Origin of the sequence: Flavobacterium bernardetii (assembly GCF_011305415.1) — a bacterium.
GTDB lineage: Bacteria > Bacteroidota > Bacteroidia > Flavobacteriales > Flavobacteriaceae > Flavobacterium > Flavobacterium bernardetii.
This window is the reverse complement of record NZ_JAANOQ010000001.1, coordinates 696848-714491: the sequence shown is the minus strand read 5'-3', so window position 1 is coordinate 714491 and position 17644 is coordinate 696848. Positions and strand designations below refer to the sequence as shown.

Annotated in this window: 20 protein-coding genes; 13 read left to right on the top strand and 7 right to left on the bottom strand. The window is 30.0% G+C overall.

The features are described from left to right. Positions 1-115: 115 nt before the first annotated feature. Both G6N05_RS03390 and G6N05_RS03385 read left to right on the top strand, forming a co-directional pair. Positions 116-1306: a pyridoxal phosphate-dependent aminotransferase gene (locus G6N05_RS03390; RefSeq protein ID WP_166125144.1), complete on the top strand. Its 1191-nt coding sequence runs from the start codon at positions 116-118 to the stop codon at positions 1304-1306. A 3-nt stretch (positions 1307-1309) separates the two neighbouring features. After that, complete coding sequence (locus tag G6N05_RS03385; RefSeq protein WP_166125143.1) at positions 1310-1693, top strand: hypothetical protein; 384 nt, start codon at positions 1310-1312, stop codon at positions 1691-1693. A 55-nt stretch (positions 1694-1748) separates the two neighbouring features. On the opposite strand, the gene G6N05_RS03380 is transcribed toward G6N05_RS03385, so the two are convergent. From G6N05_RS03380 to msrA, 3 genes are all read right to left on the bottom strand, one after another. After that, the gene (locus G6N05_RS03380) at positions 1749-2048 is read right to left on the bottom strand and encodes a hypothetical protein (RefSeq protein WP_166125142.1); all 300 of its coding nucleotides are present in this window, start codon (positions 2046-2048) and stop codon (positions 1749-1751) included. A 126-nt stretch (positions 2049-2174) separates the two neighbouring features. Further along, on the bottom strand, positions 2175-2615 hold the full coding sequence (locus G6N05_RS03375; RefSeq protein WP_166125141.1) for a hypothetical protein: 441 nt from the start codon (positions 2613-2615) through the stop codon (positions 2175-2177). Between the two features lie 12 nt (positions 2616-2627). Continuing rightward, on the bottom strand, positions 2628-3278 hold the full coding sequence (gene msrA, locus G6N05_RS03370; RefSeq protein WP_166125140.1) for a peptide-methionine (S)-S-oxide reductase MsrA: 651 nt from the start codon (positions 3276-3278) through the stop codon (positions 2628-2630). Positions 3279-3662: 384 nt separating this feature from the next. Here msrA and G6N05_RS03365 point away from each other — a divergent pair, with 384 nt between their 5' ends. Both G6N05_RS03365 and G6N05_RS03360 read left to right on the top strand, forming a co-directional pair. Further along, positions 3663-4331, top strand: a complete 669-nt coding sequence (locus G6N05_RS03365; protein WP_166125139.1) for an ABC transporter ATP-binding protein — start codon at positions 3663-3665, stop codon at positions 4329-4331. A gap of 190 nt (positions 4332-4521) precedes the next feature. Then, the gene (locus tag G6N05_RS03360; protein ID WP_166125138.1) at positions 4522-5286 is read left to right on the top strand and encodes a TIGR02757 family protein; all 765 of its coding nucleotides are present in this window, start codon (positions 4522-4524) and stop codon (positions 5284-5286) included. A gap of 52 nt (positions 5287-5338) precedes the next feature. Here the strand turns inward: G6N05_RS03360 and G6N05_RS03355 are convergent, their stop codons facing one another. Beyond that, positions 5339-5686, bottom strand: a complete 348-nt coding sequence (locus G6N05_RS03355; RefSeq protein WP_166125137.1) for a hypothetical protein — start codon at positions 5684-5686, stop codon at positions 5339-5341. 377 nt (positions 5687-6063) lie between these two features. Continuing rightward, entirely contained in the window at positions 6064-7260 is a 1197-nt protein-coding gene (gene sucC / locus G6N05_RS03350; protein WP_166125136.1) for an ADP-forming succinate--CoA ligase subunit beta, read from the bottom strand. Between the two features lie 212 nt (positions 7261-7472). Between sucC and lysA the strand changes: the two genes are divergently transcribed. Next, positions 7473-8678 (top strand): diaminopimelate decarboxylase, encoded by a 1206-nt coding sequence (gene lysA / locus G6N05_RS03345; protein ID WP_166125135.1) that lies wholly within the window; start codon positions 7473-7475, stop codon positions 8676-8678. A 70-nt stretch (positions 8679-8748) separates the two neighbouring features. On the opposite strand, the gene pafA is transcribed toward lysA, so the two are convergent. Next, positions 8749-10356 (bottom strand): alkaline phosphatase PafA, encoded by a 1608-nt coding sequence (gene pafA / locus G6N05_RS03340; protein WP_166125134.1) that lies wholly within the window; start codon positions 10354-10356, stop codon positions 8749-8751. Between the two features lie 17 nt (positions 10357-10373). Continuing rightward, entirely contained in the window at positions 10374-11015 is a 642-nt protein-coding gene (locus G6N05_RS03335; protein WP_166125133.1) for a protein-L-isoaspartate(D-aspartate) O-methyltransferase, read from the bottom strand. Positions 11016-11115: 100 nt separating this feature from the next. Here G6N05_RS03335 and G6N05_RS03330 point away from each other — a divergent pair, with 100 nt between their 5' ends. From G6N05_RS03330 to G6N05_RS03295, 8 genes are all read left to right on the top strand, one after another. After that, the gene (locus G6N05_RS03330) at positions 11116-12081 is read left to right on the top strand and encodes a Gfo/Idh/MocA family protein (protein ID WP_166125132.1); all 966 of its coding nucleotides are present in this window, start codon (positions 11116-11118) and stop codon (positions 12079-12081) included. A 2-nt stretch (positions 12082-12083) separates the two neighbouring features. Further along, positions 12084-12458, top strand: a complete 375-nt coding sequence (locus G6N05_RS03325; RefSeq protein ID WP_166125131.1) for a hypothetical protein — start codon at positions 12084-12086, stop codon at positions 12456-12458. Positions 12459-12465: 7 nt separating this feature from the next. Then, positions 12466-13356, top strand: coding sequence for a 3-hydroxyacyl-CoA dehydrogenase family protein (locus tag G6N05_RS03320; protein WP_166125130.1), 891 nt, complete (start codon positions 12466-12468; stop codon positions 13354-13356). A 74-nt stretch (positions 13357-13430) separates the two neighbouring features. Continuing rightward, a complete protein-coding gene (locus tag G6N05_RS03315; protein ID WP_166125129.1) occupies positions 13431-14648 on the top strand; it encodes a DUF1015 domain-containing protein in 1218 nt (405 codons plus the stop codon). A gap of 98 nt (positions 14649-14746) precedes the next feature. Beyond that, positions 14747-15067, top strand: coding sequence for a DUF6572 domain-containing protein (locus G6N05_RS03310; protein WP_166125128.1), 321 nt, complete (start codon positions 14747-14749; stop codon positions 15065-15067). 6 nt (positions 15068-15073) lie between these two features. Further along, positions 15074-15739 (top strand): YggS family pyridoxal phosphate-dependent enzyme, encoded by a 666-nt coding sequence (locus G6N05_RS03305; RefSeq protein ID WP_166125127.1) that lies wholly within the window; start codon positions 15074-15076, stop codon positions 15737-15739. A gap of 48 nt (positions 15740-15787) precedes the next feature. Beyond that, positions 15788-16135, top strand: coding sequence for a four helix bundle protein (locus G6N05_RS03300; protein WP_166125126.1), 348 nt, complete (start codon positions 15788-15790; stop codon positions 16133-16135). A 110-nt stretch (positions 16136-16245) separates the two neighbouring features. Further along, positions 16246-17607 carry an exonuclease domain-containing protein gene (locus G6N05_RS03295; RefSeq protein WP_166125125.1) on the top strand — a complete coding sequence of 454 codons (1362 nt, stop codon included), beginning with the start codon at positions 16246-16248 and terminating at the stop codon, positions 17605-17607. Positions 17608-17644: the final 37 nt, after the last annotated feature.

The following is a 17644-nucleotide window of genomic DNA, read 5'->3' as shown; positions in this document are numbered from 1 at the left end:
ATTTACAAAGGTTTACATAAATGTACGAATTTTATTATTTAGATGTATTTTTTTACTGAATTATTATTACTAAATCCTTATTTTTTTGCACTTTTGCAAAGCAAAAATTTAAGTTATGCCAAAAATTTCAAACAAAGGGATTCAAATGCCCGAGTCGCCAATTAGAAAATTAGTTCCTTACGCGGAAGGAGCCAAAAAACGTGGTACAAAAGTGTATCATTTAAATATTGGTCAACCAGATATTAAAACGCCAGAAGTGGCTTTACAAGCTGTAAAAGATTTCGATATTAAAGTTTTAGAATACAGTCATAGTGCTGGTTTCGAAAGCTACAGAAATAAACTTTCAGCTTACTACAAAAATCAAGGTTTACCAGTTGACACAAAAGATATTATCATTACAACAGGTGGTTCTGAAGCGCTTATGTTTGCTTTAGGTTCTACTTTAGATAACGGTGACGAAGTAATTATACCTGAGCCATTTTATGCAAATTATAATGGATTTGCTACGGCAAGTGGTGTAAAAGTTGTTCCTGTTATTTCAGGAATTGAAACCGGTTTTGCATTGCCTCCAATGGAAGCTTTTGAAAAACTAATTACACCAAAAACTAAAGCAATTATGATTTGTAATCCAGGTAATCCAACTGGATATTTATACTCTGAAGCGGAGATTAACAAATTAGCTGAAATTGTAAAAAAACACGATTTGTTTTTAATTGCTGATGAAGTTTATAGAGAATTCGCTTACGATGGTTTAAAACATTATTCGGTATTAAACGTACCAGGTTTAGAGCAACATGCTATTATGATTGATTCGGTTTCGAAAAGATTTAGTATGTGTGGTGCAAGAATTGGTTGTGTAGTTTCTAAAAACGAAGAATTTATGGCAACAGCTATGAAATTCGCACAAGCCCGTTTGAGTCCACCAACTTATGCGCAAGTAGCCAGTGAAGCGGCTTTAGATACGCCACAAAGTTATTTTGATGAAGTAATTACAGAATACGTAGACAGAAGAAATACTTTAGTTTCTGAAATGCAAAAAATTGAAGGTGTTACAATTGCTAATCCAAAAGGTGCCTTTTATTGTATTGCTAAATTACCAGTTAAAAATGCTGATGATTTTGCACAATGGCTTTTAGAGGAATACAGCTTCAATGGTGAAACGGTTATGGTTGCTCCAGCAGCAGGCTTCTACTCTACTCCAGGTGTTGGTTTAGACGAAATTCGTATTGCTTATGTATTGAAAAAAGAAGATTTAATTAAATCTGTACAAATATTAAAAGAAGCTTTAAAAGTTTATAAGAACTAAAAAATGAAAAAGTTTATTTTAATACTTTTTGTTTGCTTAACTTCAAGTTTTGTTTCTTCTCAGGATTTGAACTGTAAAGATTTTCATATTGGAAAATTTGAAATGGATTCTGAATTTGGAAAAATAATAATTACCAGAACTGAAACTTCTCAAGTTGAATATTGTAAAGAAATGAATTACAAAGCCTCTTTTGATTTGGTTTGGAAAGATGATTGTACTTATGAATTAAGCAATGAAAAAATTCAAATTGGAGATAAGATTGATACGAACAATTCTATAAAAGTAAAATCTAAAATTTATAAAATTGAAGAAAATGTGTTTTTCCTTAGAGTAAGTTCAAACATAGATGAATTAGTTATAGATTGTAAAATCAAGAAAGTAAATTAATGCTTTTATATCAAACTAAAATCCCGTTCCGAATAATCGGAACGGGATTTTTTATTTATTCTTCTCTTCTAATAACATAGGTATAAAACCATGTAATTGTAAAAGTCGGAATTACATCTGTAAATGGAATTAACTCTTCAATAGTTCCAAACAAACCTGCAATTTTACCAACCGTTCCTTTGTACATTAGTACTAAAAGCAAACCAGAAATTGGCGCCCAAAATGTATCGGTAAATTCTCCAAAAATTGGTGCAACATAAGACAACATTCCAATACCATCAAATATAAGACTCAATAAAAGTTTTGTCTTTTTATCACTTTTCTTTACAACAACTGGTTGTGGTTCTTGATTCATTTACTTGTAATTTAAATTATTTGGAATACTAATATACAAATTAAATGCCAAGTTTTATGTTTTATAGGAACACAGATTTAACAGATTTCACAGAATTTAAAATTTGATTAATTTTATTTACGAAAACTAATAATTTTCTTCTTTTAAAAAAATAGTTTTTGATCCATTCATTTTATATAGATGAGTCGGGTTTAAATGTTCAGACCGAGGAAACTTCAATATATTATGTTTTTTACTTTCTGGGTATTCTTTAATTATTTTTTTTGCAAGGTTATCAAAATCGAAAATTTGAGTAGGTTTTAATTTTTCGTCTTCAAAAATTGGATTAGATTCAAAATGAACCTTTGAACGCACATAATATCTTGAAATATAAAAAATTGTATCAGTTTTAATTTTTCTGAAACTTAAAGCATAAAAAGGAAATATAGTATCAGTTTTTTTTGGCAAAGGAAATTTCTCTTGATATTTTAAAATTTCATTTTTAAAAATTGTATCTAAATATTCTTTCTTCTCACAAGAGAAACAAAATATTATGGCAACAATTAATATCAGTGATTTATATTTCATACTTTCTAAAATCTATTTCAACTTACTCTTATAATACTTTCTCAATTTATCCAATTTCGGAGCAATTACATATTCGCAATAGCCTTGTTCTTTGTTCTGATTATAATAATTTTGATGATAGTCTTCCGCTAAATAAAAAACACCTGCTTCTTCAATTTGTGTCACAACTGGATTAGCATATAATTTTTCTTTCTCAATTAATTGAATATAGTTTTCAGCTTTTGTCTTTTGTTCTTCTGAATGATAATAAATCGCACTTCTATATTGTGTTCCCACATCGGCGCCTTGTTTGTTTAAAGTTGTTGGATCGTGTGTGGCGAAAAATATTTCTAATAAATCTTCATAAGCCACTTCTTTCGGATTAAAAGTAATTTGAATTCCTTCAGCATGACCAGTCGTTCCATTACAAACTTCGCGATAAGCTGGATTTTTAATGAATCCACCCGTGAAACCAGAAACTACTTTCTCTACTCCTTTTACTTCTAAAAAAACCGCTTCTGTACACCAAAAACAACCTCCGGCAAACGTTGCCAATTGTACGCTATCATTCATAATTTCCTTTTTATTTTCTATTTTATTTTCTGATTTTTTTTCAACAGTTTGCGCTTTATTTCCACAAGAAAACAAACTTAAAAACGAGCTTAATAATACAATGTAGTTCATCTTTTTTTATCAAATTTAGTTAATATTATTTCATTCATATACGTTTTAACTTTACTTTTAGATTTGTGTATTCACGTTAAGTTTGCCACGAATTCACGAATTCTCATTTATTTTATTTTCTTTATTAAATTATACGAATTCGATTCCGCTTTAGGCGGATAAATTAGAGTAAAATACAGAACAATTTTTAATTCGTTAATTCGTGGCAAAAAAATATTTTATTTAACTTTCATTTGTGTTTCAAACGTTTTAATATTCACTATTTCTTTGTTTCTTTGTACAAATTGATGTTATGAAATCGCAGCATACTTTTGTTTGTGTAAACAAACTCCTTTAAAATAATGCGATACCATACGACCTTTAGAAATCAATAAAAATTTACAGATGATTAGAGCAACCAATATAAATAAACATTATGGCGATTTACAGGTTTTAAAAAACGTAAGTCTGCAAATAAATAAAGGTGAAATTGTTTCTATAGTTGGTGCTTCTGGTGCTGGAAAAACTACACTTTTGCAAATTTTAGGAACCTTAGATTTATTGGATAAAAAAGATAATTTATTAAGTACTTTAACAATCAACAATACTTCGATAATTGATTTAAAAGACAAGGAACTTTCAAAATTTAGAAATTTAAATTTAGGTTTCATCTTTCAGTTTCATCAATTATTACCTGAATTTACTGCTTTAGAAAATGTTTGTATTCCAGCATTTATTGCAAACAAACCTAAAAAAGAAGTCGAAATTGAAGCTAAAAGATTATTGGATTATTTAGGATTGTCGCACAGAATCAATCATAAACCGAATGAACTTTCTGGTGGTGAACAACAACGTGTTGCCGTGGCAAGAGCTTTAATTAATAAGCCTGCCGTAATTTTCGCAGATGAACCTTCAGGGAATTTAGATCATACAACTGCTGAAAATTTACACCAATTGTTTTTTAAATTACGTGACGAATTCGGACAAACTTTTGTAATTGTGACACATAACGAAGAATTGGCAAATATGGCCGATAGAAAATTAGTCATGATTGATGGCGTTTTGCAAAATTAGAAGCACACGAATCGTTTTTCAGTACACTTATCGTCCCACTTTCCGTTATATCTTTTGTTTTGTTCCTTTCGAGAGCCTCAAGGAACAAAATAAAAGGATACCACTACAAACACGAAGTGTTCACCGAACACCAATATAAATTGTTATTACGTGAGGTAATCGGGGCTAATACACACAAATCTTATTTCAGATGAACTTTACCGAATTAAAAGAATTTTTAGACGAGAAAGTCGTTTTATATAACAATAAAAATTTTATTGATTCCGATCCTGTTCAAATTCCACATTTATATTCTCAAAAAGTAGATATTGAAATTGCTGGATTTTTAGCGGCTACAATCGCATGGGGAAACAGGAAAATGATTATCAATAATTCGCATAAATTGATGCAAATTATGGGAAATTCTCCTTATGATTTTGTGATGAATCATAAAGAAATTCATTTAGAAAAACTATCCAATTTCGTACATCGCACATTTAATTCGACTGATGCTGTCACATTTATAAAAGCATTGCAACATATTTATAAAACCTATCCCGATTTAGAAAGTGTATTTTCTAAACATATTGAAAATAACTCAACTCAAAAAAGTATTTCAGAATTTAAGAAAACTTTTTTTGAAATTCCACATTTACAAAGAACTCAAAAACACATTTCCGATCCTTTAAATGGTTCAGCAGCAAAAAGAATCAATATGTATTTGCGTTGGATGGTTAGAAATGACAATAATGGTGTCGATTTAGGAATTTGGAAATCCATCCCTACTTCTGCTCTATCTTGTCCATTAGATGTGCATTCTGGAAATGTAGCTCGTAAATTAGTATTGTTAACCAGAAAGCAAAACGATGCCAAAGCTTTATTCGAATTAGATTCTAACTTACGACTTCTAGATGCAAATGATCCAGTTAAATATGATTTTGCACTTTTCGGACTTGGTGTATTTGAAGGTTTTTAAATAAAAAAAAGAGCTTGATTAGAGCTCTTTCTTAATTTATAATAAAATTGTATTAATTACTTTTTGTGAAATTTATTTTAATGGAATAATTTTTCCCAACGTTTAAATTTGCGTCTTCAATTTTTAGTGAATTTAAAGTTGATTTTATATATTCTTTAATCTCCGAATCATTTGTTTTTACATTTAATATTACCAATTCATTATCTGAATTTACAGTAAAAACAACATCAACCAAAGCTTCATTTTCAAATTCGAAATTTTCCAAATTCTTTTTTATCATTTCTGACATGACCTTCACTGCTTTTGGTAAATCTTCCTCGAAAGAAATAACATTGTTTGCAGACACATTAAAAGTTGTTAATAACAAAACAACTAAAACTAAGTTGATGATTTTTTTCATTTTTTGATTTTTAAATTTTACATGACAAATCTATGTCGGAATTCATTTAAAATAAAGCAAATAAATAACCTTAACTATCATTTAAAATTGGCAATTGATGGAATTACTAAATTCCAATTAAATGATGTATAAAATTGCATTTAATTAAAATATTGAGAAAAAAATCTGCAAAATTGAAAAATAGCACTATTTGCTAAATTTACATTGGATGAAGAAAACACTTTCAATTAACATTTTATCAATCCTTACAATAGAAATAAAATGATATAAAACGCTTAAATTGTTTCAGTTAGTGTTGTTAATAGAAAATTACTATATAAAAGCAAAAAAAAATCCCGACCAAAGCCGGGATTCAAATATATAAATATTTTATTTTCTTATTTTGATAATGCAGCTTTAACTTGGTCTGCAGCTTCTTGAAACTGAACAGCTGATAAAATTGGCATTCCAGAATTGTCAATTAATTCTTTAGCAATTTCTGCATTTGTACCTTGTAAACGAACAATAATAGGCACTTTAATTGCATCACCCATATTTTTATAAGCGTCTACAACTCCTTGTGCTACTCTATCGCAACGTACAATTCCACCAAAAATGTTAATTAAAATAGCTTTTACGTTAGGATCTTTTAAGATAATACGGAAAGCTGTTTCAACACGTTTAGCATCTGCAGTTCCACCAACGTCTAAGAAGTTAGCAGGTTCAAAACCAGCATATTTAATTAAATCCATAGTAGCCATTGCTAATCCAGCACCGTTTACCATACATCCAACAGTTCCATCTAAATCAACATAATTTAAACCAACTTCTTTCGCTTCAACTTCAATAGGATTTTCTTCACGAACATCACGCATTTCAGCTAATTCTTTATGACGGAATAAAGCATTATCATCTAAATCAACTTTAGCATCAACTGCAATAATTTTGTTATCTGAAGTTTTTAATACTGGATTAATTTCAAACATTGTAGCGTCTGAACCAATATATGCTTTATATAAAGAATCGATAAATTTCACCATTTCTTTAAACGCTTCACCTGATAAACCTAAATTAAAAGCAATTTGTCTTGCTTGAAATCCTTGTAATCCAACAGAAGGATCAATTTCTTCAGTGAAAATTAAATGTGGTGTGTGTTCCGCAACTTCTTCAATATCCATTCCACCTTCAGTAGAATACATAATCATATTACGACCTTTACCTCTGTTTAATAATACAGAAACATAAAATTCTTTAGTTTCAGTTTCACCTGGATAATATACATCTTCAGCAATTAAAACTTTATGAACTCTTTTACCTGCTGGAGGTGTTTGAGGCGTGATTAAATCCATACCAATAATTTGACCAGCAATTTCTTTAACTTGATCTAAATTTTTAGCTAATTTAACTCCACCACCTTTTCCACGACCACCAGCGTGAATTTGAGCTTTAATAACATGCCAACCTGTACCAGTTTCAGCAGTTAATTGTTTTGCTTTTTCAACAGCTTCATCAGCATTGTTTGCAACATGACCACGTTGAATGCGCACGCCATAGCTTGCTAATATTTCTTTACCTTGATATTCGTGTACGTTCATAATTAAGTATGAGTTAATCTTGTTTAAAAGTGGCACAAAAATAATAAAGTAATTCTTAAATGACTAATTTTTACACTTCTTTTTAGTTTTAAAATTAAAATATCAATTCACTATTTGTTATAAAAACAACATATTGTTATTTTTATTAAATATTTGTGTAATTATTAGGTAAATTGTTTCTTCTAAAATATATTTGCAAAAAAATTTTTAAAATGCAAAATTCAGATTTATTAGAAGTAGCACAAAATTATGGTTGTCCGTTATATGTTTATGACGCTGACAAAATTGTATCACAATACAATCGATTAGTAAAAGCGTTTAACAAAATTGAAAATTTTAAGATTCATTATGCTGTTAAAGCCCTTTCTAATGTAAATATTTTAAAACTTTTAAAGAATGAAGGTTGCGGTTTAGATACAGTTTCAATTGAAGAAGTTTTACTGGGATTACATGCTGGATTTGATCCAAATGAAATTATGTACACACCAAACGGAGTTTCTTTTGAAGAAATTGAAAAAGTAGCTCAAATGGGTGTGCAAATAAATATTGATAATCTTTCAATTTTAGAACATTTTGGTACGAAATATCCAACTATTCCAGTTTGTATTAGAGTCAATCCGCATGTAATGGCTGGAGGAAATGCTAATATTTCAGTTGGACATATTGATAGTAAATTCGGTATTTCCATTCATCAATTGCCTCATATTTTGAGAATTGTAGAAAATACTAAAATGAATATTAACGGAATCCACATGCATACAGGTTCTGATATTTTAGATGTAGAAGTATTTTTATATGCTGCAGAAATCTTATTTGAATCGGCAAAACAATTTAAAACACTAGATTTTATTGATTTCGGAAGTGGTTTCAAAGTGCCTTACAAAAAAGGTGATATTGAAACGGAAATTGAAGAATTTGGAAGAAAATTAAGTAAAAGATTTTTAGCTTTCGAAAAAGAATATGGTAGAACGCTAACTTTAGTATTTGAACCTGGAAAATTCTTAGTGAGCGAGGCAGGTCAGTTTTTAGCAAAAGTAAATGTGGTAAAACAAACAACTTCAACTGTTTTTGCAGGAGTTGACACAGGTTTTAATCATTTGATTAGACCAATGCTTTACGGAGCTGAACATCACATAGAAAACATTTCAAATAGTAAAGGAAAAGAACGCTATTATTCTGTTGTAGGATACATTTGCGAAACCGATACTTTTGCTACAAACAGAAGAATTTCTGAAATTCATGAAGGTGATATTTTGAGTTTTAAAAATGCTGGTGCTTATTGTTTTTCAATGGCTTCGAACTATAATTCGAGAACAAAACCTGCAGAAGTTTTATGGAGAAACGGCGCTGCAATATTAATACGAGAAAGGGAAACTTTTGAAGATATCTTGAGAAATCAAGTAGAGATTGATATTTAATATATTCATTAAATATTTTTTATTTAGTAGCAAAAGAAAAGCTCATCGATGTGATGAGCTTTTTGCTTTATTATTTAATTAAAACTTCTTCTAAAACTTCTGATTGTGTGCCGTTTGGCATCGTAATTTTAAGTTTCTGTGCCAAAGTTGGAGCAATTTGTGTGATGGTTTTCTTATGGTACGATTCCCCTTTTTTAATTTTCCAACCATAAAACAAACAAGGAACATGCGTATCATAAGAATATGGCGAACCATGTGTAGTTCCTGTTGAAGAATATTCATTAAATCCAGGTTTGAATAATAAGACTAATTCTCCGTTTTGTTTTGGATCGTAACCGTTTGCCACAAATTGTAGCATCGAATTATTTGTACCAGAATTTTGAATTTCATCTTCTGTAAACGCATTACTTATAAAGTGTTGCGTCATTAAAAACTCTTTTAATTGCTGTTTCACTTTATTTAATTCTAATCCTTTTTGTTTTACTTTTTCTTTGTTGATAAAAACATTAAAATTTGAATAATCTAACAATACATTTTCTCCGAAAGTCTTTTGAGAAAACTCTATAATACTTTGTTGCAAATTTTTAGAATTCAAACTTTCAACCGCATATTTATTATCCTTTAAATATGTCGCATTTTCAGCACCAGCGTGATCAGCCGTTAAGAATACTAAATATTGACCTTTACCAACTTTATTATCTAAATACGTTAAGAAATCAGCAATTGTTTCATCTAAACGTAAATAAGTATCTTGTAATTCTATAGAACGCGGACCTAAAACGTGTCCTACATAATCTGTAGAAGAAAAACTCATTGTAAGAAAATCGGTAATTTCATCTGCGCCCATTTTCTCATTTTCGATGGCTTTTTTAGCGAAATCAGCCACTAAATTATTTCCGTAAGGTGTTGTTCTTAAAACTTCTGCATCATTATTATTAAACATTTCCTTCATATCATATGGAAAGAATGGCGTTTTCTTAAATAACTTTCCTTCGTATGGATTATTATCGTTTAAACTTTCGTTATATGATTCTTTCGATTTAAATAAATCCCAACCTTTTTCAACATATTTTAAATAGTTTTTTTCTCCATTAAACTGTGTTGCCCAATCTGGTAATTTCTGACCGTAAAAAGAACTTGAAATAAAATTTCCAGTATTCGTATACCAAAATGCCCAATCTGCAAAATGTCCTGCGGGTAAAATCGCACCTCTATCTTTTATACTAATTCCAATTACTTTGCTTTTAAAGTTGGTTGACAATTTCAATTCGTCTGTAATTGTGGTACTAAAAAGGTTTTTCGGAGACATTTTCCCTTCAGATTCTGTACCTACAACCAAAGTTGTAACTGACTCATCATCGGTGCAATACATTTCTTTTCCAATTGCTTTATTAAACCAATCGTTACCCACAATTCCATTTACATTTGGTAATGCACCTGTAAAAATTGCGGCATGACCAGGAGCTGTATACGTTGGCATATAATTATAATGCATGTTATGAAACGTAAAGCCTTTGTTCATTAATTTCTTAAAACCATTGTCTGAAAAATCATTGGCAAAACGATACAAATATTCCATTTTCATTTGATCTACCACAATTCCCACCACTAATTTTGGTTTTTCTTGCGCGTTTAAAAACGAACTAAAAATCAAAAATCCTACAATCAGTTTTTTCATATATTAAATTTCTTTGGTTAATTTTTATTTTCTAAAAGTGGTACGAATCTGAAATCACCAAATTCGGTTTTTTCAAATTGTGTTTCATTTTTTCTGATTAATAAAGTCATAATTTGAACATCTTCACCAACAGGAATCACTAATCTTCCTCCTATTTTCAACTGAGATAACAAAGCTTGCGGAATAATTGGTGCGCCAGCCGTTACGATGATACTATCAAAAGGTGCTTCTTTTTCTAAACCAATATAACCATCGCCAAAAACAAATAATTTCGGTCTGAAACCTAAAGTTGGTAACAATCGTGATGTTTTTTTAAACAATTCGTTTTGTCTTTCGATAGTAAACACTTTCGCACCTAAAGTCACTAAAACTGCTGTTTGATAGCCACTACCTGTACCAATTTCTAAAACTTTATAATCTTTTTCAATTTGCAATAATTCACTCTGAAAAGCTACCGTATAAGGTTGAGAAATCGTCTGACCAGCTCCAATTGGAAACGCTTTATCTTGATAAGCAAAATCCTCAAAACTAGAATTCAAAAACAAATGTCGAGGTATTTTTTTAATAGCATCTAACACGTTTTTATCCGTAATTCCTTTTTCTTGTAATTGCTTTGCAAGCTGATTTCTAAGCCCTTGATGTTTGTTAGTATCTTTCAATTGTAGTAGTAAATTATTGATGTAAAATTAGATTTAAAATTTCAAAAAGCAAATCGAAATTTTTATTATTTAATTACTATTTTTGATGAAATTTTTTTTTATGTTAAAAGTCGGAGTTTTAGGTGCGGGTCACTTAGGAAAAATACATTTACGCTTATTAAATCAGTCAGAAAAATACGAATTAGTTGGTTTTTTTGATCCTTTTGAAGAAAATGCTACTAAGGTCGCAGCTGAATTCAGTTATAAAAAATTCGATTCTATAGAAAGTTTAATTGCTGAAGTTGATGTTGTAGATATTGTAACACCAACGATTCAACATTTCGAATGTGCCAAAATGGTAATCGAAGCTGGAAAACATATTTTCATTGAAAAACCAATCGCTACAACAGTTGAAGAAGCTGAAGAAATTGTGGCTTTGGCAAATAAATATAATGTTAAAGGTCAAGTTGGACACGTAGAACGTTTCAATCCAGCTTTTACAGCTGTGAAAGACAAAATCAACAAACCTATGTTTATTGAAACACATCGTTTAGCAGAATTTAATCCGCGTGGTACAGATGTTCCTGTGGTTTTAGATTTAATGATTCACGATATTGATGCGATTTTAAGCGTGGTGAAATCGAAAGTAAAAACAGTTAACGCAAGTAGTGTTGCTGTTATTTCAGATTCTCCAGATATTACGAATGCCCGTTTAGAATTTGAAAACGGTTGTGTTGCTAATATTACTGCGAGTAGAATTTCTATGAAAAACATGCGTAAATCACGTTTTTTCCAAAAAGACGCTTACATTTCTGTAGATTATTTAGATAAAATTTGCGAAGTAGTTCGTATGCAAGATGCTCCAGAAATTCCGGGCGATTTTGATATGATTTTACAAAATGCAGAAGGTGTAAAAAAACAAATTTATTTCGATAATCCAAACGTAAATCCAAACAACGCTATTTTAGATGAATTAGAAGCGTTTGCAGATGCGATAAATAACAACACTACTCCAATTGTAAGTTTAGAAGATGGAACTGAAGCGTTACGAGTAGCTTATCAAATTATTGATTGTATTGGAAAATAAGCATGACTAGAAAAGAATTCATATTAACACTTTCAAAAAGATATATTATTCCAATACTATTAATTACAATTTTAATTTATATTGGTAAATCATTTTATTATGAAAGTAATAAATTAGAAGTAATTCAAGGAATTTTAAAGTATAGTGGTTTCATTATCGCTGCAATACTAATTATTGGAAGTATTAGATTATTATTCGATAAATATAAAATTTTGAATTATGTTTTCTATGGAATTATAATTTCATATTTGGTTTATTTAATAGTAAATCACAGCTTTGATTTTAAAAAAGATATATTTATTATAGCTTTCTCCATTTTAATAGAAACTTATAAATTAGTAATTAAAAAATTAGACAAAATAACAACAAACATATAAACACAAAATGAAACAAATAGCCGTAATAGGATCAGGAACAATGGGTAATGGAATTGCTCATACATTTGCACAAGCAGGATTCACAGTAAAATTAATTGATATTTCTGAAAAATCATTAGAAAAAGGAATGGCAACAATTGCCGCTAACTTAGACAGAATGGTGACTAAAGGAAGCATCACGGAAGATGACAAACACAAAACCATTTCAAATATCATTACTTACACAGATGTGAAAGATGGTGTTGTGGGTTGTGATTTAGTCGTGGAAGCGGCAACAGAAAACGTAGCTTTAAAAATGAATATCTTCAAGCAATTAAGTGATATTTGTGATCATAACGTAATTTTAGCAAGTAATACTTCTTCTATTTCTATTACTCAAATTGGTGCTCAAGTTGTGCATCCAGAAAGAGTTATTGGAATGCACTTTATGAATCCAGTGCCAATTATGAAATTGGTTGAAATTATTCGTGGTTATTCTACGTCTGATGAAGTGACAAAAATTATCATGGATTTATCTGTGAAATTAGGAAAAACACCAACAGAAGTAAACGATTATCCAGGTTTCGTAGCGAACAGAATTTTAATGCCAATGATTAACGAATCGATCGAAACATTATACAATGGTGTAGCTGGAGTTGCAGAAATTGATACGGTTATGAAATTAGGAATGGCACATCCAATGGGACCATTACAATTAGCAGATTTTATTGGACTTGACGTTTGTTTATCTATCTTAAACGTAATGTACGATGGGTTCAAAAATCCAAAATATGCACCTTGTCCGTTATTAGTGAACATGGTGATGGCTGGAAAATTAGGAGTAAAATCTGGTGAAGGTTTCTACGACTATGCAGAAAGCAAAAAAGCAGAGAAAGTTTCTTCTCAATTTAGTAAATAGTAATAAGGCATAAGAGAAAAGGCATAAGTTTTATTGACTTCTGCCTTTCAACTTATCCCTTTTCAACTCAAAATATGTCAAAAATAATCCCTTTTAAAGCGGTTCGTCCCACAGCAGATAAAGTGGCGTTGGTGACTTGTAGAACATATGATGATTATAGTTCGGCGGAGCTTGCAGCTTGGTTAAACTTTAATCCGTATTCGTTTTTACACGTGATTCATCCAGCGTATGCGAATGCTCAAAAAATTACAATCGACAAGCGTTTTAAAGGGGTTTTACATAAATATCAGGATTTTAAAAACGAAAATATTTTAATTTCCGAAGAACATCCTGTGTTTTATTTATACGAAATTCAGACCAGAAAACAGACATTTACTGGAATTATCGCTGGAACTTCAGTAGAAGATTATCAGCAAAATATCATTAAAAAACACGAAGACACATTACAATATCGTGTCGAGTTATTTAAAGATTACTTACATCAAACGGGTTTTAATACCGAACCTGTTTTGATTACGTATCCAGATTCTGTAGAAATTAACACGTTTATTTCTTTACGAAAAATGAGCGAACCTATTTACGCTTTCTCTACTCCAAATAAAGAAAAACATACACTTTGGAAAATCGATACACAATCGGAAATTGATTGGTTGCAAGAACATTTTGAAAATATTCCGAATTTATATATCGCAGATGGACATCACCGTTCCGCTTCAGCGGAATTATTATTCGAACAAGACAAACATTTAGGAAACAAAAACCTAAATTATTTTATGAGTTTTTTAATTGCCGAAAGCAATGTGAAAATTTATGAATTCAATAGAATTATTCGAGATTTAAACGGTTTAACCAAAGATGATTTCATTAAAAAATTATCAGATAATTTCATCATTAAAACCAAAGATCAAGAATTGTGGAAACCTCAAAATAAATTCGAATTTGGAATGTATTTAGATGGTAGTTTTTATGCGTTATTCTATAAACAAAATCAAAAAGAAACGTCTGTATTAGAAAATTTAGATGCACAAATTTTATACGATACGGTTTTAAATCCACTATTAGGCATTGAAGATTTACGTAACGATGAACGCATCGATTATATTCCTGGAAAACAAAGTGTTTCGGTAATTAAAGATTTAATTGACGAAGGTGAATATGAAGTTGGTTTCATGCTCTACCCTACCAACATTTCAGAAATTAAAACCATCGCTGACAATAATTTAATAATGCCTCCTAAATCGACTTATATTGAACCTAAGTTCAGAAGTGGTTTGGTGGTGTATGAACTTTAGTTGGGAGTTTGAAGATGGAAGTTGGGAGTTTTGCTGACAAAGTTTAACCATAATCTTGTCATTCTGAGGCAGAAAGAATGTTTAAAAAAATTATTAAAATGGCAATAGATAATCCTAACGTAATTGATTTTATAAGTATTTCACCAGAAAATAAAGTTGTGTTAACAATTTCTGATCATTTTGAATGGAATGAAGATGATGAACACTTATTACTACTTCAAAATAAAATAAATTCTTATTTAGAAGTTATTGAAAGTAAACAAATATTTGAAATCTATCCTGATGCAAATGATAAAGAATTTGTAATTCAAGCATATTTAAAATATCAACCAAACAAAGAAGGAAAATTATTTTTAGATGAAATTATTGTTTTTTTAAAGTCTAAAAATTATGAGTTTAATTATTTTATCGAAAATTAAAAACCAATGTCAATAGCAAAAAACCTTACCGAAATAAAATCCCAACTTCCAGCTCATGTGACTTTGGTAGCGGTTTCTAAAACCAAACCCGTTTCAGATTTGATGGAAGCGTATAATGCTGGTCAGCGTATTTTTGGAGAAAACAAAATCCAAGAAATGACTGAAAAATGGGAACAAATGCCAAAAGATATCGAATGGCATATGATTGGTCACGTACAAACGAATAAAGTGAAATTTATGGCGGAATACGTGAGTTTAGTTCATGGTGTAGATAGTTTTAAATTGTTAGAAGAAATCAACAAACAAGCCAAAAAACACAATAGAATTATTGATTGTTTACTACAAATTCATATCGCTGAAGAAGAAACGAAATTCGGATTAAATGAAGAGGAATTAAATGAGATTCTGAAACAAGTTCAGAATGACAACAGTAAATTAGAAAATATCAGAATTATAGGTTTAATGGGAATGGCAACATTTACAGAAAACACAGCACAAATTGAAAAAGAATTTAAACATTTGAAAGCCATTTTTGATAAACTTCAAACTTCCAACTCCCAGCTTCAAACTTTGTCAATGGGAATGTCTGGCGATTATCAACTCGCAATTTCATGCGGAAGTACAATGGTTCGAATTGGAAGTAGTATCTTTGGTAACAGAAATTATCAATAACAATTTCAAAAATCAATAACAATTTCAAAAAAAACAATTAAATTATAAATGGAAAAAATATTCAATTTTGAAGATAGATTAGTTCGATTTGCTGGAGAATGCATTTTCTTTACAAGACAATTAGATAAATTATTTGAAAATGAATATTATAAAAATCAGTTAATTCGTTCATCTGGAAGTTCTTCCTTAAATTTTGGAGAAGCACAAGGAACAATTACTGATAAAGATTTTGTTTTTAAAGTTTCATTAGTAGTTAAAGAGTTAAAAGAATCTAGAAACTCATTGAAAATTTTAGATTATATAAAAGAAGGTGATGAAGGAAAAAGAAATTTACTTTTAACTGAAGTAGAAGAGCTAATTGCAATTTCATCAAAAATGATAATAAATAAAAAATAATTCAATAGCAATATCAATTACAATGGCAGATTTCAATTTTTAATATTCTTTTTATTGACATTGATTTTTGAAATTGACATTGATTTTTGAAATTGACATTGACATTGAATATGTACACAATAATCGACATAGAAACCACGGGCGGACAATACAACGAAGAAGGTATTACCGAAATTGCCATTTATAAATTTGATGGTCATGAAGTAGTTGACCAATTCATTAGTTTGGTGAATCCGGAAAAACCCATTCAACCTTTTGTGGTAAAATTAACTGGTATTAATAGTGCCATGCTTCGTAGCGCACCAAAGTTTTATGAAGTGGCCAAACGCATTATTGAAATTACCGAAGGCACCATTTTAGTAGCACATAACGCAAGTTTCGATTATAGAATTTTACAAACAGAATTCAGAAGATTAGGTTTCGATTTCAAAAAACCCACACTTTGTACTGTCGAATTAGCTAAAAAAATTATTCCAGATTTACCATCATATAGTTTAGGGAAATTAGTACGTTCATTAGGAATTCCTATGGCCGACAGACATCGAGCAAGTGGTGATGCATTAGCAACAGTGAAGTTGTTCAAAATGTTAATGGCGAAAGATTTGACTAAAGAAATCGTAAAAAGCTTCATAAAAACAGAAATCAAAGCAGGATTATCTCCAAAGTTGATGGATATTGTAGAAATGACACCTTCAAAAACAGGAATTTACTACATTCATAATGAAAAAGGAGATATTATATATATTGGAAAAAGTAAAAACATTAAAAAACGTGTGAACCAACATTTTACGGGTGTCAATTCGAAAAGTAAAAAAATTCAACGTGATGTATATGCTGTAACTTTTGAAGAAACAGGTTCCGAATTAATTGCTTTATTGAAAGAATCTGAAGAAATTAAAATCAACAAACCGATTTATAACCGAGCGCAACGCAAAAGTATTTTCAATTTTGCGATGTATTCTCATTTGGATGAAAATGGCTATTTAGCTTTATCCATTGAAAAAGCAGATGGTAGAAAGAAAGAAATTACTTCATTTGTAAGCTTGCAAGAAGGGAAAAATTTGCTTTTCAAAATTACTTCTGAGCATTCTTTATGTCAGAAAATAAACGGATTATACGATACGAAAACAGCTTGTTTTCAACATAAGATTAAAGAATGTAATGGCGCTTGTATTCAGGCTGAAAGTCCAGAAATATATAATGCTCGCGTACTAAACTTCATCAAAGATGCTCGTTTTGAAAACGACAATATGATTGTGGTCGACAAAGGTAGAACTATTGAAGAACGCTGCGCTGTTGTTATTGAAAATGGCGTATATAAAGGTTATTGTTTTTTCGATTTGAATTATCAAATTACAAATATCGAAATTCTGAAAAATATTCTAATTCCGATGCAAAATAACCGCGATACCACCAATATTATTAAAAGTTATATCCGAAAATATAGAGTGATGCGAATTATGAAGTTTTAATTTGAGCTGGAAGACAGAAGCTGGAAGCTGGAAGTTG